At 33.7% G+C, this 21,391-nt stretch carries 24 protein-coding genes and 4 pseudogenes; 19 read left to right on the forward strand and 9 right to left on the reverse strand.

Annotation, left to right across the window (positions count from 1 at the left end):
• Position 1: 1 nt before the first annotated feature.
• Positions 2–205 carry a hypothetical protein gene (locus AACL31_RS10165; protein ID WP_310512356.1) on the reverse strand — a complete coding sequence of 68 codons (204 nt, stop codon included), beginning with the start codon at positions 203–205 and terminating at the stop codon, positions 2–4.
• Between the two features lie 237 nt (positions 206–442).
• Positions 443–697: pseudogene (locus AACL31_RS21020) on the reverse strand (helix-turn-helix domain-containing protein); the annotation flags it as partial.
• Between the two features lie 79 nt (positions 698–776).
• On the opposite strand from AACL31_RS21020, the gene AACL31_RS10175 reads away from it, so the two are divergent.
• From AACL31_RS10175 to AACL31_RS10185, 3 genes and pseudogenes are all read left to right on the forward strand, one after another.
• A complete protein-coding gene (locus AACL31_RS10175; RefSeq protein ID WP_310512358.1) occupies positions 777–1,001 on the forward strand; it encodes a DNA-binding protein in 225 nt (74 codons plus the stop codon).
• Between the two features lie 131 nt (positions 1,002–1,132).
• Positions 1,133–1,666, forward strand: a pseudogene (locus AACL31_RS10180) (YmfL family putative regulatory protein).
• Positions 1,659–1,997, forward strand: a complete 339-nt coding sequence (locus tag AACL31_RS10185; protein WP_310512359.1) for a DUF4222 domain-containing protein — start codon at positions 1,659–1,661, stop codon at positions 1,995–1,997. The pseudogene AACL31_RS10180 and the gene AACL31_RS10185 overlap by 8 nt, the downstream one beginning before the upstream one ends.
• Positions 1,998–2,121: 124 nt before the next feature.
• Here AACL31_RS10185 and AACL31_RS10190 read toward each other — a convergent pair whose 3' ends face one another.
• Both AACL31_RS10190 and AACL31_RS10195 read right to left on the reverse strand, forming a co-directional pair.
• A complete protein-coding gene (locus tag AACL31_RS10190; protein ID WP_339053973.1) occupies positions 2,122–2,487 on the reverse strand; it encodes a helix-turn-helix domain-containing protein in 366 nt (121 codons plus the stop codon).
• A 4-nt stretch (positions 2,488–2,491) separates the two neighbouring features.
• Complete coding sequence (locus AACL31_RS10195; protein ID WP_310512361.1) at positions 2,492–2,776, reverse strand: toxin-antitoxin system TumE family protein; 285 nt, start codon at positions 2,774–2,776, stop codon at positions 2,492–2,494.
• A 101-nt stretch (positions 2,777–2,877) separates the two neighbouring features.
• On the opposite strand from AACL31_RS10195, the gene AACL31_RS10200 reads away from it, so the two are divergent.
• The 12 genes and pseudogenes from AACL31_RS10200 to AACL31_RS10255 all read left to right on the forward strand — a co-directional run bounded on the left by AACL31_RS10200 (position 2,878) and on the right by AACL31_RS10255 (position 11,119).
• Entirely contained in the window at positions 2,878–3,978 is a 1,101-nt protein-coding gene (locus AACL31_RS10200) for a conserved phage C-terminal domain-containing protein (RefSeq protein WP_310512362.1), read from the forward strand.
• A complete protein-coding gene (locus AACL31_RS10205; protein ID WP_310512363.1) occupies positions 3,969–4,169 on the forward strand; it encodes a hypothetical protein in 201 nt (66 codons plus the stop codon). Before AACL31_RS10200 ends, AACL31_RS10205 begins: the two co-directional genes overlap by 10 nt.
• 41 nt (positions 4,170–4,210) lie before the next feature.
• A complete protein-coding gene (locus AACL31_RS10210; RefSeq protein WP_310512364.1) occupies positions 4,211–4,633 on the forward strand; it encodes a DUF968 domain-containing protein in 423 nt (140 codons plus the stop codon).
• Between the two features lie 81 nt (positions 4,634–4,714).
• A pseudogene (locus AACL31_RS10215) lies at positions 4,715–5,347 on the forward strand (bacteriophage antitermination protein Q).
• A gap of 684 nt (positions 5,348–6,031) precedes the next feature.
• Positions 6,032–6,556, forward strand: a complete 525-nt coding sequence (locus AACL31_RS10220; RefSeq protein ID WP_310512366.1) for a Rha family transcriptional regulator — start codon at positions 6,032–6,034, stop codon at positions 6,554–6,556.
• Positions 6,557–7,059: 503 nt separating this feature from the next.
• Positions 7,060–7,464 carry a phosphate-starvation-inducible protein PsiE gene (gene psiE, locus AACL31_RS10225; RefSeq protein ID WP_310512367.1) on the forward strand — a complete coding sequence of 135 codons (405 nt, stop codon included), beginning with the start codon at positions 7,060–7,062 and terminating at the stop codon, positions 7,462–7,464.
• A gap of 200 nt (positions 7,465–7,664) precedes the next feature.
• A complete protein-coding gene (locus AACL31_RS10230) occupies positions 7,665–7,883 on the forward strand; it encodes a cold shock domain-containing protein (protein ID WP_310512368.1) in 219 nt (72 codons plus the stop codon).
• A 257-nt stretch (positions 7,884–8,140) separates the two neighbouring features.
• On the forward strand, positions 8,141–8,281 hold the full coding sequence (locus AACL31_RS10235; RefSeq protein WP_409013932.1) for an HP1 family phage holin: 141 nt from the start codon (positions 8,141–8,143) through the stop codon (positions 8,279–8,281).
• Between the two features lie 40 nt (positions 8,282–8,321).
• Positions 8,322–8,714, forward strand: coding sequence for a lysozyme (locus tag AACL31_RS10240; RefSeq protein WP_310512369.1), 393 nt, complete (start codon positions 8,322–8,324; stop codon positions 8,712–8,714).
• Between the two features lie 289 nt (positions 8,715–9,003).
• Positions 9,004–9,171 (forward strand): M10 family metallopeptidase C-terminal domain-containing protein, encoded by a 168-nt coding sequence (locus AACL31_RS10245; protein ID WP_310512370.1) that lies wholly within the window; start codon positions 9,004–9,006, stop codon positions 9,169–9,171.
• Between the two features lie 589 nt (positions 9,172–9,760).
• Positions 9,761–10,207, forward strand: coding sequence for a lysis system i-spanin subunit Rz (locus AACL31_RS10250; RefSeq protein ID WP_339053058.1), 447 nt, complete (start codon positions 9,761–9,763; stop codon positions 10,205–10,207).
• Positions 10,208–10,354: 147 nt separating this feature from the next.
• Positions 10,355–11,119 (forward strand): N-acetylmuramoyl-L-alanine amidase, encoded by a 765-nt coding sequence (locus AACL31_RS10255; RefSeq protein ID WP_310512372.1) that lies wholly within the window; start codon positions 10,355–10,357, stop codon positions 11,117–11,119.
• 460 nt (positions 11,120–11,579) lie between these two features.
• Here the strand turns inward: AACL31_RS10255 and AACL31_RS10260 are convergent, their stop codons facing one another.
• Positions 11,580–12,236, reverse strand: a complete 657-nt coding sequence (locus AACL31_RS10260; protein ID WP_310512373.1) for a hypothetical protein — start codon at positions 12,234–12,236, stop codon at positions 11,580–11,582.
• A gap of 324 nt (positions 12,237–12,560) precedes the next feature.
• Complete coding sequence (locus AACL31_RS10265; RefSeq protein WP_310512374.1) at positions 12,561–13,523, reverse strand: hypothetical protein; 963 nt, start codon at positions 13,521–13,523, stop codon at positions 12,561–12,563.
• 881 nt (positions 13,524–14,404) lie between these two features.
• On the opposite strand from AACL31_RS10265, the gene AACL31_RS10270 reads away from it, so the two are divergent.
• Positions 14,405–14,791: a pyrimidine dimer DNA glycosylase/endonuclease V gene (locus AACL31_RS10270; RefSeq protein ID WP_310512375.1), complete on the forward strand. Its 387-nt coding sequence runs from the start codon at positions 14,405–14,407 to the stop codon at positions 14,789–14,791.
• Positions 14,792–15,005: 214 nt separating this feature from the next.
• Here the strand turns inward: AACL31_RS10270 and mgtS are convergent, their stop codons facing one another.
• Positions 15,006–15,083: a protein MgtS gene (mgtS, locus tag AACL31_RS21025; protein WP_148305538.1), complete on the reverse strand. Its 78-nt coding sequence runs from the start codon at positions 15,081–15,083 to the stop codon at positions 15,006–15,008.
• A 1,155-nt stretch (positions 15,084–16,238) separates the two neighbouring features.
• Here mgtS and AACL31_RS10275 point away from each other — a divergent pair.
• A complete protein-coding gene (locus tag AACL31_RS10275; RefSeq protein ID WP_310512376.1) occupies positions 16,239–17,690 on the forward strand; it encodes a sodium:alanine symporter family protein in 1,452 nt (483 codons plus the stop codon).
• 505 nt (positions 17,691–18,195) lie between these two features.
• Here the strand turns inward: AACL31_RS10275 and AACL31_RS10280 are convergent.
• Complete coding sequence (locus AACL31_RS10280) at positions 18,196–18,588, reverse strand: helix-turn-helix domain-containing protein (RefSeq protein ID WP_032114843.1); 393 nt, start codon at positions 18,586–18,588, stop codon at positions 18,196–18,198.
• Positions 18,589–18,937: 349 nt separating this feature from the next.
• Between AACL31_RS10280 and mgrB the strand changes: the two genes are divergently transcribed.
• Both mgrB and AACL31_RS10290 read left to right on the forward strand, forming a co-directional pair.
• A complete protein-coding gene (gene mgrB, locus AACL31_RS10285) occupies positions 18,938–19,090 on the forward strand; it encodes a PhoP/PhoQ regulator MgrB (RefSeq protein WP_290606366.1) in 153 nt (50 codons plus the stop codon).
• A gap of 150 nt (positions 19,091–19,240) precedes the next feature.
• On the forward strand, positions 19,241–20,602 hold the full coding sequence (locus tag AACL31_RS10290; protein ID WP_339053059.1) for an amino acid permease: 1,362 nt from the start codon (positions 19,241–19,243) through the stop codon (positions 20,600–20,602).
• A 58-nt stretch (positions 20,603–20,660) separates the two neighbouring features.
• Here AACL31_RS10290 and pagP read toward each other — a convergent pair.
• Positions 20,661–21,266 (reverse strand): annotated as a pseudogene (gene pagP, locus AACL31_RS10295) (lipid IV(A) palmitoyltransferase PagP).
• Positions 21,267–21,391 lie beyond the last annotated feature (125 nt).

Raw genomic sequence — 21,391 nt, forward strand, 5'->3', positions numbered from 1 at the left:
TTTATTTGTTTATTTTTAAATTATGGTCATAAGCCTGAACTATTGCCCAGCGTTCAGCGTCATTAATTGGATCACTTATGCCGGCGATAAAAAAGTATGCTCCAGTTCCTAGCCATTCGTCGTCCTTTGTACTGACGCGAAAATTACCACTCAGAATCATATCTTCATTTTCAGCATTTGTACCGTGATAACCTATTAATTCCATATTAAAACCAATAAATTTGCATCCATTATTGTAATTACCCTTTTTTACTGCTCTCCACCCACATTACGATGCTCTTTTACCTTTTCTTTCCTTGACCGCTTTCATTTCTTCATAAAGCTGATCAAGCTCGTTTTTACGCGTATTAATTGCCTTCATGAAACTGTCTTTTTCTTTTTGTGGTAATTCGTTGAACATTTCTAGTAAAATTTCTTCGGTTTTTGTTAGCCTGTGATATGGTTCATCGCTTTTGGAATCAAAATTTTTTCCGTGCTGCAACCACACAACATCACATTTTAGAAATTTAGCAAGGGCATCAATCTTATCTTGTCTTGGTAGAGCTTCCCCATTAAACCATTTGCTAACTGCTTTCGACGAGACTCCCAGGGCTTTCATTATTGCAGCCCCACGTCCTCTTTCATTTAAACCAGCATTATTACATGCCTGCGCTAGCCGCTGGGAAAATTCTTCGCGCAATTTTTCTATGTGTACCATAGGTACAATAATAAACCTCTTGAAAAAAACTTTCAGTACGATAATAATGTGTACTAAAAGTACGGATTTGAGGGTGAAAATGAATGATTTGCATGAACCAATAAAAGATATCGGAATAACAAAGGTTGCTAACGCATGCGGTGTTAGCAGAAGGGCTGTTTATAAATGGCTAAAAAATGGCTTTTTACCAAAAACAGAATTTTTTCAAAAAACAAACTATGCAGAAAAAATTCAATCCATTTCAAATGGAAAATATAAGGCAAAAGATTTACTCGCTCTAAGTAAAAAAATATTGTCTCAATAAAAACCACTCTTTCACAACCCAACCTCTTTATATAAAAAAGAGAATCAACCAAATCCAATTAAAACTTTGAGACAAAAATACACGAAAACAGCGAGTTAATTAACTACTAATTAAAGTTCGGGCAGGTAGTCATGAGTAAAGCATCGTTAAAAGAAGTGGTAAAAAAGATGTGTAAATCAATGCCAGGTGGCAGATCGGCGATGGCGGGCGCATTGGGCATGTCATTAGAGACGTTTAATAACAATTTATACGAAAAAAACGGCTGTCGATTTTTTGAGGTTGATGAGTTAGAGGCTATTGAGGATTTGTCCGGCACAAATTATTTAGCCGAATATTATGCGTTACGCAGAGATTGCTTGCTGGTGGAAACGCCAAAACTGGATGAATTAGATCAGGTTGAATTATTTACTAAAAGCATTCGCACCGCAGCCCATGGCGGTTATGTCGATCAAATTATCAATAACTGATTACAAAATGGCGTTATTACCGATCATGAAGCACAAGAGATAGTGAAATATCACCGTAAACATCTTGCCGCCCGTGATGCAGAAATCAGGGCCATTATCATGCTGTTTTGCAAGTCTAAAAAAGGTGAAGCCTCAGAATTCGGGTCTGAGGCTTCGTGCGTCAAAAACACGAGTGTGGAGTATTCAACGCATGACTAGTTTAACTAAAAATCACGGTATTTCGCAACTACGTTGTCGGCCAATTTCAGCTAAAAATTGGTTTTATTGCTATGAAATCAGGCTGGTGGATCGCTGGATACCCGTTAGTCACCGATTTGCTAAGTGGGCAATTGATCATGTCAATCATTTGTACCGAAAACAGAAGCTTTTCGGCCAATATTTTCGTGATAAACGGGGTCGTATTGTGCGTTTTACTGGCTATGACTCTAAAAAAGGCTGGATATTGTTTACCTATGAAGATGGTTCGCAATGCTTTTCACCGATAAGAAAATTCCATCAGGACTATAAGCGTATTGAGGTGACGTCATGATGGTAAGGTTATTTAGCTGTACAGTTATGGCGTATGATTTAATAGCGAATAAACCGACTTATGCTATCAGCCCATTAATTCGGGCTGATAGAACTGACACAAAGTGGAGTAGTGATATAGTTGCTCAGGCGGCTTTGTTTTCGATAGTAAAATCAAAATGTACAGCTTTAAAAGGGAACACAATTTTATCGCCATCACGTTCAATAATATCTGATTCAAGCATCATTTGTACATCACGGTGGACAGCTCTAAAGTCACGATTTAAGCGGCGAGCCAGCTCTCTTATCGACATTGGTTCCGCTCCCGCCATAGCATTGATGATATTCAACCGATTTGGTTGCAACATCACTTTTGTGAGCTGTTCAATGCTGGGAAAAATATGTACGAAAGGTTCGGCTATCTGTTTTCCCGACAGCGTTTTTTTGAAGTCAGCCGTCATTTTTTCCCAGGCCGATTGTTCAGACATCACTTTAACAATAAGTGTATTCATCATATTACCCCTTCAGTGTATTGACGTCAGTCTGGAATTGGCTGATCAACTCTTCCAGAGTAGAAAATATCACTGGATATTCAGCGTCGCCGATGTGTTTATGATCGCCTTTGCCTGCTTCATTATCGTAGCGCAAAGCACACACACCATTAACAACATAAACCAGACTGTATTTGTAGTTATGCCGGCTGGCCCTAACTTTTGGATCAACTTTCCAGACTTTAATACGAATAAAGTTATTTTCTTCAGGAAAATCGAATCGTTGAAACATCATTATCTCAGACGGCATATACCAGATCTCCATATTGATGACAATTATAACATCACTATTGTCATGATGTCAATAATGTCATCATTGCTAACAATAAACAGTCAAAAGCGAGGTGATAAATGAGTTTATTGCTGTTAAAAACTCGGCCTCAGATTGTGATCCCTGAACTTGCCGCGCGTATTGGCCTGAATGAGTCCTTGGTACTCCAGCAAGTTCAATACTGGCTGACAGAAACGGACTCAGGCATTAAGCATGATGGTCGTCGCTGGATTTATAATACTTTCGAAAAATGGTTAGAACAATTCCCGTATTTTTCAGAGAAAACGTTAAAGAGAGCGTTCACGTCATTAAAAAAAATCGGCGTCTTGTACATTGAGCAGCTTAATAAGTGTAATCATGATAGAACAAATTATTACGCCATCAATTATGAGCATGAAGTGCTAATCAATCATTTTGAAGTAGATGAAAAACCGGCAAAACAAGCGCGTAAACCTAGTAAAATTCGAATAGGTCAAAATGACCCGATCGAACAGGCCAAAATGACCTCATCGACAGGGTCAAATTGTCCTGATCGACAGAGTCAAAATGACCCGATGGACAAGGTCAAAATGACCCGTTCTCTTACAGAGAGTACAACAGAGATTACTACAGAGAGTACAACAGATATCTCTTGTCAGGTTCATGACGAACCCGACGAGACAAATCCCGCCTTGCAGGTTTTAAATCATTTCAATCGAGTGACCAACTCAAACTACCGTGAAGGGAAAACCACCATGGGGTATATCCGTGGGCGTTTGGCGGAGGATTATGTCGCTGATGATCTGATTTTAGTCACTGATTACCTAGTGGCCAAATGGTCGAAAGACCCACGGATGAGAGATTACTTACGGCCAAAAACCTTGTTTAGCCCTGAGAATTGCATTGAGTATTTTGACAAAGCCAGGAAATGGCAGGAGGCTGGACGACCCGCTTGTATCGATGGGCGCTGGTTAAAACCGGGTGAGGTGGCGGTGAGTGTCGATACTGTTGCTCGCGATGAAGCGTTTCGACGATTGATCTGCAGTAGTTCAAAACCAAAAAATCGACTTGAAGAAATTGCTGCCCAATTAGCTGGCAAATCAGGGATCAAGCGAATGACTGAATTTTCCGCACAGGCCGCATGGCGAGGAATTTGGGCAAAAGCGGCGGAGCAGGTCGCGAAGGAGGAAACATGCGCTTAGCTGCAAAACGAATTTATGGGCTGGAAGTGTTACCGCTGCTCTGTTTGGTGCGTCGTTTGTGTCGCTATTTGCTGATCCGTGAGCTGAGAGGCTTTTGGCAAGATAGAGCGTTAACATTTTCCGGTTTTGAGCAGAAATATCAGTTGTTGAAGTTGGTGATAAAAACCGAACAGGCAAGGGGAAATATCTGATGGCGGATTAGGTTAGTCCAAAAATGGCAGGGTGTTGTAGCATGAGCACCGGATTTTTACTTACTGCAATTCCGGTTCAGGCACTTGGTATTGTGATGTTTAAACCGGGTAACAACCTGTTGCCATATTTCAGTGGCCGGATGTTACTTATGCCAGCGCCATCCGAATTAAGTGACGCAAAGATAGGTGAAATAGATAAACAGGTGCTAAATCTACTCATTGATGCTAACCCACCAGCAAGCTTAATGAAAATCCCGAAACTGAAACGCTGGGAAAATCAAAAATATCTGCAGTGGGTTAAGTCGCGTCCATGTTGTGTTTGCCAGAAACCAGCGGATGATGCCCATCATATTATCGGTTATGGCTACGGCGGTATAGGCGTAAAAGCGCATGATTTATTTGTATTCCACTATGTAGGGGACATCACAGTGAATTGCATCACGATACTAAGGCATGGGAAGTAAAACACAGTAGTCAGTTAGCGCTACTATTTCGTTTTCTTGATGAGTCATTGGGGCTTGGAGCATTGAGTTAAGGAACAGTTTATGAGAGAGCATGATTTAAGTTATTTAAGGAACATGGTTAAGCAAGCTTTTTATTATTTTCCTGCCACAAAAGGACAATTAGAAGCATTCATGCACACTAGTGCGACGGAAACGAAATGGCATTCAAGATTAAAAAACCGTGACGTAAAATTAGAGGATCGTTCAGTCTGTCGAATAACCGATCCCGTGAAAGTCACTATAACGCATCGTTCAGGTAGAGAGACACCACTGATTCACCCTTTGGCGTATCTTTTTTGTGATCGTAGAAGAGCAATTAGACGATTAGCGGATCATCAACGCTCATGGATATTGTATTGTTATTGTCATGAGATGAATTTTTAACATCAAGTGAATATATGTTCATATTTGTGGAGAAAATTTACTTATCAGACTGCAGATATAAAAATAACTAAAAAGGTCAAAGAAAGATTAAAAATACTGGTCTGGCTGTGTGCTCAAAAATGCGCAGAAAGTTTTGTCGATTCAGCTAGTCGGGGATATAGTCAATCTGATCTTGCTAGGTTAATGGGGGTTAAGAGGGACAATTGGAAAAAGAATTATAACCATTTTTGGTTAAGGATGGTTTCACTTTGTAGGGTATTGGATAGAGAGGCATTATCGCATCTGGCATAATGTGTCTAATAATAGGAAAAATATCAAAAAAATCATTTCTACATCTTGCAAAAGTCAACAAAATAGGTGATATTTTAGGGTAAATTGATATCTTGCCAGAATTGTATAAAACCTCTTTGATGAGGTTTTTTGTTATTAAAGGATGTGATGATAACGCTAGACGAGAATGATGTCATAAGTTATATTTTAAATCAGGTGCTCAAAACACCTCAAACAGCGGCCTCCACACCCGACAGAATTGGGGTTTTTTTATGTCCATAGAATTTTGATATGGTCGGGCGTGCGGCTAATAAAACACCCGCAAGGGAAATATGCCCGCCGTCTGTTTGCGGTTTTGAGCGCCTGGCCACCCTAGCTTAATTACTTTAATCTTGTTCTATCTCTAATTTAACAAACCTATTTCTTTTTGCATTGACGAGAAAGCAAATCATGCGCTATAGTTTACCTGCAACTGCTAAATCAGATGTCGGGATTGGAACACCGATGTGATTATCGCGACATATGCACGCCGCGAGCGTGTTTTTTTGTCGCAATCTAGCCATATTCAATGGTGGGCTGAATGGGGCAATCGAAAGGTTGGCCGTTTGATAATCGCGGTAGTTCCAACCCTGTTCAGTTCACCACCAATATAGAGTCTGGAACCTCTTTGGTGGTGGTAAATTCAGATTATCACCGGAGGTCATTGTGACACTTCAATTATCTGCTATTAATCCAAATGTTACCCTTCAGAATGGCAAAGCTATCACTACATCTCAAGATGTTGCAAACTACTTTGGTAAACTTCATAAGGATGTCCTAAGAAAAATAGAATCGTTAGAATGTTCGATTGAATTTACATCAGCGAATTTTTACGCTCATGTTCAAAAAATTGATATTGGTAATGGAGCAGCTCGTGAATCTAAAATTTACCACATGACCAAAGACGGGTTTGTGTTCTTGGTAATGGGTTTCACCGGCAAAAAAGCAGCTGCCTTCAAAGAGGCATATATTTCTGAGGTCAACCGTATAGAAGCTCAGTTACATAATTCTATTACTGTAACAGCTAATAAGATCCTGCTGACTCTACTTCCTAATGGTAAAGTGGATAGTGCACGAGTCGTGCATGACAATGAGTATGTTTCTTCTCTCGATACGCTATTTGAAATTGGTCGCCGATCTGGTTATGTGATTATTCACAAAGATGAGTTGATTAAAAAACTTTCGGAATAAATGAGTCATCTCATTGAAAAATCCGGATAGATAATGCTTAGCCTCACTTGTTTAGAGTGGGGTTTTTAATTTTTAGTGTTTTTCATCATTTTTCTTCTTTGTTTGAGGATTAGATAGAAGTTCGCTTGGAAACAAGTAAAACAAGAGTAAAAAATAAGGGTTTTGATTTAGCATGCAAAAATGAACAAAATAGGAGATATTTAAAAGCAATTTAGTATATTAGTTTATTTTATGTGTAAATTCATTTTTTATACTAAATAATTTTATTAATTTATATATATTAATAATATTGTAAGTAGTTTGTCTTTAGTTTTCTTATGATAGTAAAGTTTAGGATTGAAAATTACGGAAATATTAAAAGGGAAATAAATTAATATGTTTAGTATTAAAATATTATCTCATGTCGCTATATTTAGGGATAAATATTGAATCCTACTTTAGCAAGACTTGTTTTTAGTTGAGAAATAAGCCGACATGAAAGCTAAAATTGTGTGGAGGTTTATTTGTCTGGCTTATCTCAATCAAAATTGATAGCACGGTTATTGCAATGGATAATTAGCTGTAGTTTGTTAATAATCGCAATAATATTAATTATTTTCCTAATCAAAGAAACTATCGTCTTATCAGCATTGCTATTCAAAAATTCAGAAACTATGCCATCTTACCTTTTACTTGAAGGGATAATTACTTATTTTCTTTATTTTGAATTTATTGCTTTGATAATCAAATACTTTCATTCAGTTTACCATTTCCCACTACAATACTTTATTTATATAGGTATCACCGCAATCATTAGATTAATTATCGTCGAACACAAAGAACCAATAAGCGTGTTAGTTTATTCAGTATCAATTTTAGTGATGATTTTAGCCTTATATATAGCCAATACTAAACGTTTAATTAAATAAATGTTGTTTAACATTAAAAAGTATGTCTTAATGTACTCCTGGTTTGGAATTATCTTTTGTTATAAAAAATTTAAATTAATTCAGAGAGTACCAATATTATCGAAACATCTCTATTCTATGGATTCCTTTTAATTTAACTACAATAAGCATTCAAATCTACTTTTATTGAAACAAAAAATAAACAATTATAAGGATTCATAATGTCAAATATTATTCACGGATTGGTTAAATGGTTTGATGGTAATAGAGGATTTGGTTTTATTACTCCAAGTGATGGTAGTAAAGAAGTTTTTGTACACTATTCTGAAATCAAAAACACTCATTATCAAGTTCTTTATGAAGGACAGGAAGTTAGTTATACACCTTTTCAGGGCATGAAAGGCAATACAGCAACTAATGTTGTTGTCCTCAATAGCTAATAAAATTAGTAACAAGAAATCAAGAATAAAAGACCTTACTCTTTGGGAGTATGGTTTTTAGCTTTGTAATTTTATCATTGTTTTTCATCGTTGTTTTTCATCTCTTATTTTTCTATTCATTTTGTTTATATTGATGTCGTCATTCCAGTTTTGAAAACTAATGCGTTAAGGTAACTCGGTGTGTTAAGCGATTAGCTTAACGCATAACTTTTAACTTATCACACTAAACTCATGGACACACTCTGTAGGGAGTGGATATGCGTATGCCTGAAAAATACTCCAGCCCGATAGCCTATCTGTGGGGCATTCTGATCACCATTTTAAGTATTTTCACTTTAGAGCAGTGGGTGGCTATTGTCGGTATTGTCTGCACGATAGGCACTTTTTTAGTTAATTAGTACTACAAGCGTAAGGAATATAAATTGAAGGAATATCATTATGGTGAAGATACCTAAAAAGATAGTAGTGGCGGTGGGCGGCGGAGTAATGATACTTGCTTCTAGCATGATAATGCATTTTGAAGGGCTAAGGTTTGAACCTTATTTTGATGGCGGTGGGGTGCTTTCAGTATGCTATGGCCATACTGGAAAAGATATCAAACCCAACACCATTTATAGCCAGGAAGAGTGTGAACAGTGGCTTAATAGTGACTTACAAACGGTTAAAAAACAGGTTGATCAGCTAATTAAGTTCAAAATAAATACCTTAACTCAGGCGGCTATTTACTCTTTTGTTTATAACGTTGGCATTGGCAATTTTCAGCGTTCTACATTACTCAAAAAACTTAATGCCAACGATCTGGATGGTGCATGTGAAGCAATGAAGCAATGAAGCAGTGGGTTTATGTCGGTAAGGAAAAATGGCAGGGACTGATGACGCGTCGTGAAATTGAGTCAGCCGTATGTGCAGGCAATATATGAAATTAAATAGCTTGCCATTTTTTATTGCCATATTGGCTTCTACGTCGCTTGTAATTTTATATAACTACTATGCCCAACTTAAGATCAATATAACCAGATGGTGGCTGAATTAGACAAGCAGACAGAGCTCAAAAACAGCTATTTAAAAAAAGTAAAATTACTGCATCAACTAGATACTAAACGGACACAGGAACTTACTCATGCGAAAGTTGAAATTACCAGGCTTACTGACGATCTGCACGATAGTTCACTATAATCAATCAGAAAATTTAACCAGCCTAATGCTTGATTATGATGGAAATGGAAAAGCGGACTTACTAATCGAAATTATCGGCGAAATTAATTCGATAGAGGATATCGTGACTTAGAGCTACCAAAGCGGTTGATAATGTTGCAACCCTATGTAAATGGTAAATTCTAAAATATAACAATCAGAATTTTACCCGAAGTTATAAAATTTACAGTTTAATATGAGAAATCAAAATAGGGTAACAAGATTACCAATCATTACGGGTGGCAATAAGCTACCCTTTTTTATGAGGCGCACATGACGGTTGTTTTTGCAGCTGGCTATTTGATTGTAGTTTGTGACTTTGAATTGTGTTCGGCAATTTGTGGTCGCTATAACAAGTAAAGCAGGAGTTTCGCGACTATTTTTAAACAACGGTTATTATATTTAAAATAATATCCATTATAAGAAATAAATTAAATATTTTTTTTAATTTTAATTAAATTTAATTTTCTAAAAAGAAAAATAATCATTTGTTATCTTTTTTATTTTGATTTTTTATTACAAATTAGCGACAGTTAGGTTGTTTTAAAACTTAATCTAAATTTGTATTTTCATTGATAGTTAATGGTTTATTGATTAATAAGTCGAATAATAAAAACCGCTTTTATTGGTAAAGAACACGGCAGTTAACATACGAGGAAACGTTTGAAAAAACGTCTTTTATTATGAAATTAAATTCTATCATAATAATTATAGCAACTTTAATATCCGCAATATTTGCGGTGGTTTATAACAATTACACTCATCTAAAGTATCAATACAAAAAACTTAAAGATGAATTACAACAACAGATAGAACTTAAAAATAATTATTTATACGAAATAAAGTCGTTGCAACAAATTGATGTTAAACGTACTCAGGAACTTAATAATGCGAAAATGGAAATACATAAGCTTAGTGATGATTTGCGTAATAACCATAAGCGCTTGTTCGTCAAAGCAGTGTGTCCCCCAGATCAAAATGTTGCCACCACCACCGGCTTGGATGCTATCAGATCCACCGAATTGGCGCCAGACGCTGGACGAAATTATCTTCGTCTCAGACGTCAACTTGAAACATTAGAAGCCCAATTTTTGGGATTACGAGTAAGAGTGCAGGAAATTTATAAATAGTGATAAATTTGTTATTCATGTGCTCAATCATGATTGCATCGTTTGTGATTAATATTGCTTTGAAATTAATTGTTACATATTAAATAAGGAGTTGAAAAACCGTTTCATTTATTGTTGAAAATAGTTAAACGAACAGAGGAAAAAAACATGTACTTCATCGATTATAACTCATATCGTTCAGTCAAAAGTTTTAACCGTAGGATTCGTTTTCTTGTTATGCATTATACGGCTTTAAATTTTCAAGCTTCAGTTACTGCATTAACGGGTAATAGTGTTAGTGCGCATTATTTAGTACCAGATCCAACTGATAAAACTTATCAGGCTGCTGGTTTTAATGATGTCAGAATTTTAAATTTGGTAGATGAAAATGAGCGAGCATGGCATGCGGGTGTTAGCTTATGGGCTGGACGATCAAATTTAAATGATACGGCGATAGGAATCGAAATCGTCAATGAAGCGGGTTATGCTAATGGAAAAATGATTTTTCCGCCGTTTAATGATAAACAAATTGATGCAGTAAAAGAATTAGCATTAAATATTATTCAACGTTATCCAGATATGTCACCAACGAATATTGTTGGGCATTCAGACATTGCCATTGGTCGTAAAAGTGATCCAGGCGCTGCCTTTCCATGGAAAAAACTTTATGACGCCGGAATTGGTGCCTGGTATGAAGAAGAAATAAAACAGAAGTATATGGAGCAATTCAAAAATAAAATACCGGCAAAGGCGGAGATTGTTAAAAAACTAAAGTCCTATGGTTATGATGTATCTCAGGAAGCCAATAATAATGACTATATAAAATTGATCAGAGCTTTTCAGCTACATTTTCGGCAATCAAATTATGAAGGCATAATAGACGTTGAAACCGTGGCTATTCTTTATGCTTTAGTAGAAAAGTATTTTCCTTAATCGTTTATTAAGATTTAGCTTATAAAAAACTATCATTTAATTCTGATGGTTTTTTATATTTAAACATAACAACCCATTGAAAATAAGTGAAAATTTTTATTAAAACAAATGCTATGTTAATTTTGAGAGTTTTAAAATATGGCTAAACCGATATAGGTCAGTTAAGTTCTGATTGGATTTTAATATAAATATTCTTTTACTATAATAATTATTTTTTTAGAACTAACTATTAATATTTTATCTGTAACATACCGTTTATTAAACTATATTTACCGGTAAATTCATTAAACTTTCATTCTTGTACTCAATAAAATGTATGCTAATTAGCCACCGTAATAATATGCTCTTATATTTTATGATTTAAGTTGTTACTTTATTTTGATAACCAGCCCTAGCGGCTGGTTTTTTTGTATTATGATTATGCTTTTGGTTACCAAGTCGGCTCAATTATTACTTTATATTATGGATAATCTCTATTTAAATCGGTCAGATCTTCATCATCAATTTCTAAGTTGGTATCATTATGGCTATAAACTGGACTGCCTGAATTATAGGTTTTGGGGGTAATGTCAGTGTTATCTATCGCCATAGGATCAGTGAGGTTGGTACCATTATGGACATTTATTGCGGCATAAGTGTCCAAACTCTTTTTGATTGCCATATTTGTTGTTTTGTAAGCCTCGTTGTTAGCATTTTGTGCAGTAGTCAAAATTTTATCAATGTTAGTAACCCCGGTTTCTAAGGTTTTATTGGTTATATTATTAGCAAAATTCAGGGTGGGTGTTAGCAATTGATCATTATGTGTTATTGTACTGTTATTAAGAGCGTTATGCGCAAGTTTTAAACTTTCTTGGACAGTATATTTCATTAAATCTGTACTTTCGTGAAAAGCATATTTAGCGAAGTCAATATTTTGTTGTGCCATAACATAAGCTTGAAAATAATTTTTGTCGAGAATCGCGTTTATATCCTCGTAACTATGATATTGATTGTTATTATGTCTAGAAGTGTCAGTGATTGTTGATGTGGGAGATAAATGAGTATTGTCGGCTATTGCTGACATCAAATGACAACTCAATAAGACAATAACAATGAATGCTTTATATAATAATTTCATAAATTATCTCCTCACGATAAAAATTATTATTAAGTATAGTTTATTTTGACATTTATTTAACATATTGGCCTGTTATTCAAAAAACAGTCTGGCTACTTGATTTTTACCCTGAATAGAATAATGTAACCAATTAATAGACAAATAATTTTGTAACAAATTTTGGCTATTGATTGTTATGGTTAATAAAACACTTTATTTAAATAGAGTTAGCTAACTAAAGATAACCATATTCATAATAATATCTCTCTTTCATAACCAGCAATATGAAAGAGAGATATGATGCACATTTGTTATAAATCGATAAATAGTGCTTAATAATAATGGCTATCCTTGGTATCTATTTGCAATTTCATCTTCTGTAACACTATCAATATCACGATTATTATTGGTGGAAGTTGTACCTGCGCTATTGTTAATAATAGCTCCAGCATTATTGGCTGGGTCAGCAATCGTAAGAGCGCGGTTAGTTACAGAATTTGCCAAATTAAGACCTTGATTAGTAGTGGAATTAACAAGTTCTGAACTGGCATTGGCGGTGTTACCAGCCATATTTATACCATGATTAACAGTATCTTTAACCGCATCTATCGCTTTTTGTGAAATAGTTTTGTTTGAATCAAAAGTCTCGCTGAGCGCTGTGTCCGCTGCCTGAAATGTCGTGTCGATAATACGATTAGCCGTATTTAAGCTACCGTCAGCGGTATCCTTCACCATTCCTAAGGTCTTATCTATCGTTTTATTGGCAGAATTTAACCCCGCGTCAATGGCTTTGATAGCCACGGTTAACCCTTGAGGACGTGAGTTATTTCCATATTTTATTTGTGAAACTTTAGCGGAAAATGCGGTTGTTTTATCAAGAACATCACTGGCTGATTTTAAACCGCCACTAGCCGCAGCACCAACCATATCAAGCGTTTTATTAGTGATATTTGCGGCTATTTCTAGCCCTCTTTGCGTAGTGTCATGGGCCAAATTCAAACCGCTTTCGGTCGTTGTTTGATTAGCACTTAAACCTGTTTTAGCAACATTGTCTATAAGCCGGGAGCCATTATTAACAACTGACTGACTGAACTGATTGGCAGCGGTATTTGCTTTTTGAACTGTGTTATAACTTGCTTTTATCGCATTATTGGCGACATTTGAACCAGTTTGAAGAACTGGGTTTATAAGATGCTCATTATTGTTAGGCGTTGGGTTTCTTTGTGAGGTAACGTCAGCTATAGTAGCGGTAGAATTAAGTCCGATTAGTATTGTGATAATAGTAGATGTTTTTAATAATGGTTTCATAGTTTATATCCTCGAGAATGAAAATCATTATCAAGCATAGTTTATTTTTAACAATTAATTAACATTTGGCTGATTTTATAAATTTAATCTGCATCTCACCATTAAAATAGAGTGATTATTTTTTACTAATATGGTTAATAATAATTAACAAAATGAGACTGGCAATAAATGAAACAATTAATGGTCAAGTCAATCATTTAATATAATATTATGTGTATTACCTTCAACATCATGTGTTAAGCAATGGCGTTTGCCATCTTCAACTCCCACGACAATTTTCTCGCAAGCATATATGGCAGTAGGACTGGTCATCGCATGGCAAATATTAACTAGATTAAATTTTAAAACGGATATAATAGTCAAAATTTTAAATAAATATTTCATGGTTATTTTTAGTAGATATAAAACCGCAATTTTAAATTAACCAAATGATATTACAATATATTTTATGAAATAATGACCGATTTATTTATTGAGTTGTCTTATTAGAATTTTATATCATCTTTTACTATATATGACTGTCAAAATACTTAAAGTTTATCTAATTTAAATCGCATAGTGAGTATTCTGTAATGCTAAATATAATAATGTCTTTGGTTGATAAAAAACATGGCTAATTTTGAAGTAGCTAACGTGTACAAGGTTGATGTTTAAGCTGTAAAACTGTTTGCTATAGCTGGAGTTGATTTATTGCAGCAAATAATATCGCCACAATCAAGCTTAATAATAAATTCTCCCATGACAAAAAATACACCTACAGGTTCAGGTAATTTATTGGTTATGCATAGTAAAAATATAAGATAAAATAATTTTTAATATAAATTTAGTAAATAGAGATATAATAAGATTTTTAACATGAAAATTTTGATTATTAGCTAATTATGACGAGAATAAATGTAATCCCGCCTAGTGAATTATGCGATCAGCACTTGTTAGCTGAACATAGAGAATTAACTCGTATACCAAATTATATTGTTAAAAAAGAAGGCAATGTTACATTGTCTACGTTAACTTCATATACCTTAGGAAAGGGACATGTCATATTTTTTAGGGATAAATTGCTATTTTTACATTTGCGATATACATCACTACATCAGGAATGTCTTAAGCGGGGATTTTCTGTTATCAATAAATGGCCTGAAGAGGTGAAAAACTATTCTCATTTATGGAAAAATTATCAAATTACTGAGCTAGACATTATGATTAATAAGGCTCGGATAGATGAAAGAATGCCATTAAAACCACGATTCACGCCTTATAAAAAATGATATTATTAACAAAAAATTGAATTAGGCTTGATATTAATTTTTTTCTATAAATATTGAAATAATAGACGTTTGGTTTGAATAAAATTAGATTTTTTGGATTGAGGATTTTATAGAATATTTTAAATTTGATTTTTAGATATAAGATAACGCCCCTTTTTCAGATAATAATCTAATAAAGGGGCGTATTACTCGGTGGATACTCTTCAGTATTCATTTAATCATCCCATTTTGGACTCATCATTGCGGCGAAAATGCCAGATGCGCAAATCAGGCCGAGAATTAGTAAAAACATGATATTCTCCTTATTTTTAGTTAATGCATTTCGATAGAAATACCTCGCTAGAATGAAAGTTAAATGCCATTATTTGGCCGAGTAATTCTAGTCAAATAGTGACAAGATAAAAAGTAGTATTGTACCTAAAACATAAGTTATTTGATTTTGTTGAGGTTTCATTTAATTTTTTTCGTTTTAACAAAGAATTTGGTGGTACAAAATTTCAGAGTCACCCTCTTTATGTGATTAATTAGATGCTTTTAGTGATAAATACTGTTTATTCCTGTTATCGAAGTAATATCATGTTGTGGTGGGGGGTAACTAAATTAAATTGCGCTAGAAATAATAGTTACAATAGATAAAACTAGTTCATAAAAGATTACCAAAAGGATTATATTTTTTCCTGATATTTTAGAAATTTATTACTAATACTAAATAAATAATGTATTGATAATATAAATTAAAAACTTATTAATAAAATAATAAATATTTAACGGTTTTTCTATGAAAAAATAAATTAATAATTTAATAAAGTAATTATTATAAATTTAAATATATAATTAATGGTTTTATACAGCTAAATATAAAAATACATTTAGAAAATAAAAGTATAAAAATAAACTTGAAGCAGAAGTTGCGGAAAGTGAAATTTATATTACAGTTAAGCATTATATTTATTTTAGCTAACATATCAAGTTATATTAGTAATTATAATTAATTAGTTGATTATTCTATATGATTTTTCTTGAGCTGAAACTTAGGGTAAATGATTTCCACAGTTACAAAGTTAATATTAAATATAACGACTATCATCTATCAAAATATGAAGATAATTTGATTATTAGTGGTTATTATCGTTAAGATTTACTGGATACTGACATAATTGATCATGTGCATTAAATCTCAATGAATTGACAAATATCTTTTTATCTCTTTGCTATATTGCAGTTTGTAGCTAATCATAATTCTCACTTTTAAAATAAAAAGGTTACCTAAACAGGATGTTTATGTTACATTTTAAGGAGTTTTGCTGCTTAGTAATGTTATTATTTTTTAGTAAAAGAGTGAAATTTATACAAATAAAAGGGTTGTTTTTAAAAAAGGTTTAGTATTATTTATTAGTGTATTTGATTTATTGGACAGTTTTTATTAATACAGATAAGGGGAAATGTTTTGAGGGAACTGATAGACAATTTTAATAATATTCTCTGGAGTGGTGTATTAATCTATTTATTGCTTGGAGTAGGTATCTATTTTACGTTAGGCACAGGTCTTATTCAATTCCGCCATTTTGGGCATATGTTTACTATACTGAAGAATAGTAATAAATCAGATAGTTCAGGTATATCTTCCTTTCAAGCTTTATGCACAAGTCTAGCAGCCAGAGTTGGAACTGGAAATCTAACGGGTGTTGCTATTGCATTAACTGCTGGAGGACCAGGTGCTATTTTTTGGATGTGGCTTGTTGCTTTAATTGGTATGGCAACCTCTTTTGCTGAGAGCACCTTGGCACAATTATATAAGACAAAAGATGATCAAGGGAATTATCGTGGCGGCCCCGCCTACTATATGGAAAAGGGCCTTAAAATGCGTTGGATGGGGGTACTTTTTTCTATCTTTCTTATTATCGCTTTTGGCCTAGTATTCAATTCTGTTCAAGCTAATTCAATTGCACAGGCAACAGCAGTAGCTTTTGGTTTTAACCCTCTTTACGTAGGAATTGTGCTTGCAATAATTTGTGGCATTATTATTTTTGGTGGTCTACGTTCAATTGCTCGAGTGGCAGAATTCGTTGTTCCTATAATGGCAATCGCTTATTTGATATTAGCATTTTGGGTAATGAGCAATAATATTGAACGTTTACCAGAAGTTTTTTTACTAATTATTAAACATGCTTTTGGTTTACAGGAAGCAGTTGGCGGCGTAGTTGGTTATGGGGTTGCGCAAGCGATGACACAAGGGATACAGCGCGGCCTATTTTCAAATGAGGCAGGTATGGGCTCAGCGCCGAATGCTGCTTCACCTTATCCACCTCATCCGGCATCGCAAGGATATGTACAAATGCTAGGTGTTTTTATGGACACTTTAGTGATCTGTAGCGCAACAGCAATTATTATTATCTCTTCTGGTGCATTAGATAGCGCTGATGCCACTATTAGTGGAATTGAATTAACACAGCGAGCTCTTTCTTCAGCTGTTGGCGATTGGGGTGCAATTTTCATTGCAATAGCTATTTTCTTCTTTGCTTTTACTTCAATTATTACAAATTATGCATATGCAGAAAGTAATATGGTATTTTTAGAAAATAACCATACTGCTGGATTGTATATTCTCAGACTTGCTACTTTGGGAATGGTTATTTTTGGCTCAATGGCAGAAATGCCCTTAGTTTGGAAATTAGCTGATCTCTCGATGGGTTTGATGGCGTTAACAAATCTAATTGCAATATTGATGCTCTCAGGTATCGCGTTTAAACTTACTAAAGATTACAATCAACAACGTAAAGCTGGCAAATTAACCACATTTGATATAGATGCTTATCCTGAGATTAAAAAACAGGTAGAAGATGGTATTTGGGAAAAGGACAATTTAAAGCAATGGAATGAACGAGAAATTAACAGTTAGTTAATATAATAAAAACCTTCGTATAAGAAGGTTTTTATTGCTATATATATCTAAACCTTTATTTACTTTTTTATTAATAAATCTATTTGAGTGAAAATTAAAATGGAATGCATCTAATGCAATAGTTTGATAAAATAAAATAGTATATTTTTTATAAATCATTATCTGTCAAACGCTGGTTTATTCCGCATTGTATTATAGTTAATTTTATAATATTAGTGTCGATTTATTATTGTCCAAGGATTGGTATATTTTTGTTAGAATCTTATATATTTTTTATATTTATAGTTTATTACATATTTATTATTATAAATAGTATGGTAATTATTTGTATTTAAGACAGAGCTCATATTGAGCATTAATAAAAGATGCTAAATTAAAATAAAGTAGCTGTAGATTTATGTCATTTTACCTTAGCATCTAAAATTACCCTCCTTTTTAATGCATTATTGATTACAGTTTTGGTTAGTTATCACTAGTTTGATTAACATATTATTTCCACTGGTTAACTATTTGATGACTTTTGGTAAATTAAATGTAGTGGTTCCTTGATTTCTAATTTAATATTAGGGTTTTGCCGAAAATCGTAAGGTGTGATACCAAATTCTTTACGAAACATATAGGTGAAATGAGATTGCGAGCCAAAGCCAAAATCCAACGCAATATCAAAAATGGCTTTGGAACTATTTCTCAGAAGATTAACGGCCTTGGCAAGTCGACGTTGCCGAATGTATTTACCAAGTGAAATTCCGGTGATCTCTTTAAAAATTTTTTGCATATGCCAAAGAGAATAACCTGAGTAGGCGGCAAGCTCTTCCAGGTAGATTATTCTTCCTATGTGTTCTTCGATCCATTTACTTAATTCGTAAACAAGTGCTAAGTGGGTATCTTGTAGCATTCTGATATCATACTAGTTATTGGTTAAAGAAGTATACACAACTTTTTTTAGGGATGACAAAGTCCTAAAGCTTAATGTTTAAATAATTTATATAAAAATTTATGTTAATCTTTAAAAAAGATCAGTTTATCTCTTTATAAGTGGGTGTTTAAACCATTTTTTATCTATAATAATTTTTTTTAACTTTTACAGCTAACTGACAAACAGCATGTACCATAAATTAATAAAAAGATTTTATTGATTTCAGCAATGACGCTATGGTTACTTTAGTAAGTGACTTGATTTTTATACAGTGACATATTAATTGTTTTTTATCATGTGGTATTAAAAATATGAAAAGGGTTAGATATTGAAAATAAAAAAAATAGTAATTGCGACACTGATCGTTTTACTCTGCTTATTTTTATATTTAGTCGCATTAGACAGTTTTTGTGACCAGGATCAAAATGGTGGGAATTTCACCATCGGCATCTGTAAAATAACTGGTTATTTGCCATTTTAACTAAAATTAATAGGGTTTTAATTTTATTTAATGATTTAATATAGGCTTAAAGAAAAATTAATGTTTTAATTAACAGTTTTGACATGCGCTTTAGTTAAGGCTTGCATCGATAAAAATATTAGGAAATTAGAATAAAATGAAGGTTTAATTATGGCGGAAGAAGTTGGGCAAACGCTTAAGCGCGGATTAAAAAACAGACATATTCAATTGATTGCACTTGGTGGGGCTGTTGGAACAGGCCTTTTTTTAGGAATTGCACAAACTATAAACATGGCAGGGCCATCTGTTTTATTAGGTTATGCAATTGGTGGATTTATTGCTTTCCTGATTATGCGTCAATTAGGAGAGATGATTGTCGAAGAACCTGTAGCTGGTTCTTTTAGTCACTTTGCTTATAAATATTGGGGCCCTTTTGCTGGTTTTTTATCTGGCTGGAACTATTGGGCAATGTTTATCTTGGTTGGTATGGCTGAGCTGACTGCAGCAGGTATTTATGTGCAATATTGGTGGGATATCCCAACCTGGATTTCAGCTGCAATCTTTTTTATCGCTATCAATTTTATCAATTTGACCAATGTACGTTTATATGGTGAAACAGAATTTTGGTTTGCAATAATCAAGGTGTTCGCAATTATTTCGATGATTATTTTTGGCTACTATCTGTTAATCAGTGGAAAAGGTGGCCCACAAGCATCGGTATCAAATCTTTGGCAATATAGAGGATTCTTTCCTAATGGGATTGCTGGATTGGTAATGGCGATGGCAGTTATTATGTTTTCTTTTGGTGGATTAGAGCTCGTTGGCATAACAGCGGCGGAAGCGGAAAATCCAACACAAAGTATTCCTAAAGCGACTAATCAAGTTGTTTATCGTATTTTAATTTTTTATATTGGTTCTTTATTTGTATTGCTCTCACTGTATCCTTGGATAAATGTAGTTAGTGGCGAAAGCCCGTTTGTGCTTATTTTTCATGACATAGGCGATAAATTTGTTTCTAATTCTTTGAATATTGTCGTTTTAATTGCAGCATTATCAGTTTATAACAGTGGAGTATATAGTAATAGTCGTATGCTTTATGGTTTAGCAAAACAAGGTAACGCCCCACATTTTTTGAATATCGTGACTAAGCGTGGTGTGCCTATTGTCTCAATTGCTATTTCAGCTTTAGCAACATCAGGTGGTATTTTAATTAATTATTTATTAGATGGTAAAGCACTAGAATTACTAATGTCATTGGTTGTGACAACCTTAGTAATTAATTGGATTATGATTTGTATATCTAATTTAAAATTTAGAGCGGTAAAAATAAAAGAAGGTATTGAACCTAAATTCAAAGCATTATGGTATCCATTTGGTAATTATCTCTGTTTAATTTTTTTTTTTCTTATTTTGGTTATCATTTTACTGACTAATGGAATTCGTATTTCAGTTATTCTTATGCCATTTTGGGTTCTGTTTTTATGGATAGGATTTTTACTCACAAAATTTAGAAAACAAAATAGAGCAAATTGATAAAATAGTAACTAGTTACCCTGGTTTAAACCAGGGTATAAGTATAAAACTTAAAAATTTATTGCCATTGCCAGCGTATCCAAGCAAAAAATACATTACCGTTATTATATGTTCCAGGAACATATGTTGCTTGGATTGAGAATTGTTTATATTCAATAGAAGCAATCGGAAGTGGTAATGGGATCGGTATATACCAATATTCATTTCTGGCCGTAACGCTTAGTGTAAAACCTGCTCCTATACGAAATTCATCAAGCTCACTTGGTCACCAAATTTTTTGAAATCCATATCCGACTATGGGTTGTACTTTATTATGGGAATCAGCAAAAGCCATAGCATAGATAGAATGCCAATTTCTATTTTGATCAAAGCGGTATTTTCCAATACCTAATCCCCAAGGAGTTTCATTATATCCGGAAATTTTTTTATTATCATAAGTTAATCGATTATGCCAAATTAAAAAAGGTAGATAAATTTCGTACTGATTAGAATTCCAAGTTTTATTAATATTATAAGTGAATCTTTCGCTAAGAGAGAAAGGTTTATTACTTTTTGTATCAATGGGGTTAGAATATTTAGATATTGCTATTGTATAAGCTGTAAATATGCAGCTGGAAACTAATATACTAACTTTGATAATATTAATAAATAGTTTTTGATTCATTCTAAAGTCCAAAATTCAGTTATTGTGTGACAATATCCATATTCCTCTAATATGGTTAAAAATGTAGAATTGATTAGATATAATTAAATTTTTTTATTTTAGTATTATAACTAATAATAAAGTAA

The organism is Arsenophonus endosymbiont of Crataerina pallida (assembly GCF_964020125.1).
Classification (GTDB): Bacteria; Pseudomonadota; Gammaproteobacteria; order Enterobacterales; family Enterobacteriaceae; genus Arsenophonus; species Arsenophonus nilaparvatae.

Excerpts from the sequence above, each read along its gene's own strand:
- AACL31_RS10195 (WP_310512361.1), bottom strand. The coding sequence starts at position 2,776 with ATGCCGTCTGAGATAATGATGTTTCAACGATTCGATTTTCCTGAAGAA.
- AACL31_RS10230 (WP_310512368.1), top strand. The coding sequence starts at position 7,665 with ATGTCAAATATTATTCACGGATTGGTTAAATGGTTTGATGGTAATAGA.
- AACL31_RS10255 (WP_310512372.1), top strand. The coding sequence starts at position 10,355 with ATGTACTTCATCGATTATAACTCATATCGTTCAGTCAAAAGTTTTAAC.
- AACL31_RS10205 (WP_310512363.1), top strand. The coding sequence starts at position 3,969 with ATGCGCTTAGCTGCAAAACGAATTTATGGGCTGGAAGTGTTACCGCTG.
- AACL31_RS10235 (WP_409013932.1), top strand. The coding sequence starts at position 8,141 with ATGCGTATGCCTGAAAAATACTCCAGCCCGATAGCCTATCTGTGGGGC.
- AACL31_RS10200 (WP_310512362.1), top strand. The coding sequence starts at position 2,878 with ATGAGTTTATTGCTGTTAAAAACTCGGCCTCAGATTGTGATCCCTGAA.
- AACL31_RS10185 (WP_310512359.1), top strand. The coding sequence starts at position 1,659 with ATGACTAGTTTAACTAAAAATCACGGTATTTCGCAACTACGTTGTCGG.
- AACL31_RS10245 (WP_310512370.1), top strand. The coding sequence starts at position 9,004 with ATGCGAAAGTTGAAATTACCAGGCTTACTGACGATCTGCACGATAGTT.
- AACL31_RS10290 (WP_339053059.1), top strand. The coding sequence starts at position 19,241 with ATGGCGGAAGAAGTTGGGCAAACGCTTAAGCGCGGATTAAAAAACAGA.
- AACL31_RS10190 (WP_339053973.1), bottom strand. The coding sequence starts at position 2,487 with ATGAATACACTTATTGTTAAAGTGATGTCTGAACAATCGGCCTGGGAA.
- AACL31_RS10175 (WP_310512358.1), top strand. The coding sequence starts at position 777 with ATGAATGATTTGCATGAACCAATAAAAGATATCGGAATAACAAAGGTT.
- AACL31_RS10270 (WP_310512375.1), top strand. The coding sequence starts at position 14,405 with ATGACGAGAATAAATGTAATCCCGCCTAGTGAATTATGCGATCAGCAC.
- AACL31_RS10240 (WP_310512369.1), top strand. The coding sequence starts at position 8,322 with ATGGTGAAGATACCTAAAAAGATAGTAGTGGCGGTGGGCGGCGGAGTA.
- AACL31_RS10210 (WP_310512364.1), top strand. The coding sequence starts at position 4,211 with ATGAGCACCGGATTTTTACTTACTGCAATTCCGGTTCAGGCACTTGGT.
- AACL31_RS10260 (WP_310512373.1), bottom strand. The coding sequence starts at position 12,236 with ATGAAATTATTATATAAAGCATTCATTGTTATTGTCTTATTGAGTTGT.
- AACL31_RS10280 (WP_032114843.1), bottom strand. The coding sequence starts at position 18,588 with ATGCTACAAGATACCCACTTAGCACTTGTTTACGAATTAAGTAAATGG.
- AACL31_RS10265 (WP_310512374.1), bottom strand. The coding sequence starts at position 13,523 with ATGAAACCATTATTAAAAACATCTACTATTATCACAATACTAATCGGA.
- mgtS (WP_148305538.1), bottom strand. The coding sequence starts at position 15,083 with ATGTTTTTACTAATTCTCGGCCTGATTTGCGCATCTGGCATTTTCGCC.
- AACL31_RS10165 (WP_310512356.1), bottom strand. The coding sequence starts at position 205 with ATGGAATTAATAGGTTATCACGGTACAAATGCTGAAAATGAAGATATG.
- AACL31_RS10250 (WP_339053058.1), top strand. The coding sequence starts at position 9,761 with ATGAAATTAAATTCTATCATAATAATTATAGCAACTTTAATATCCGCA.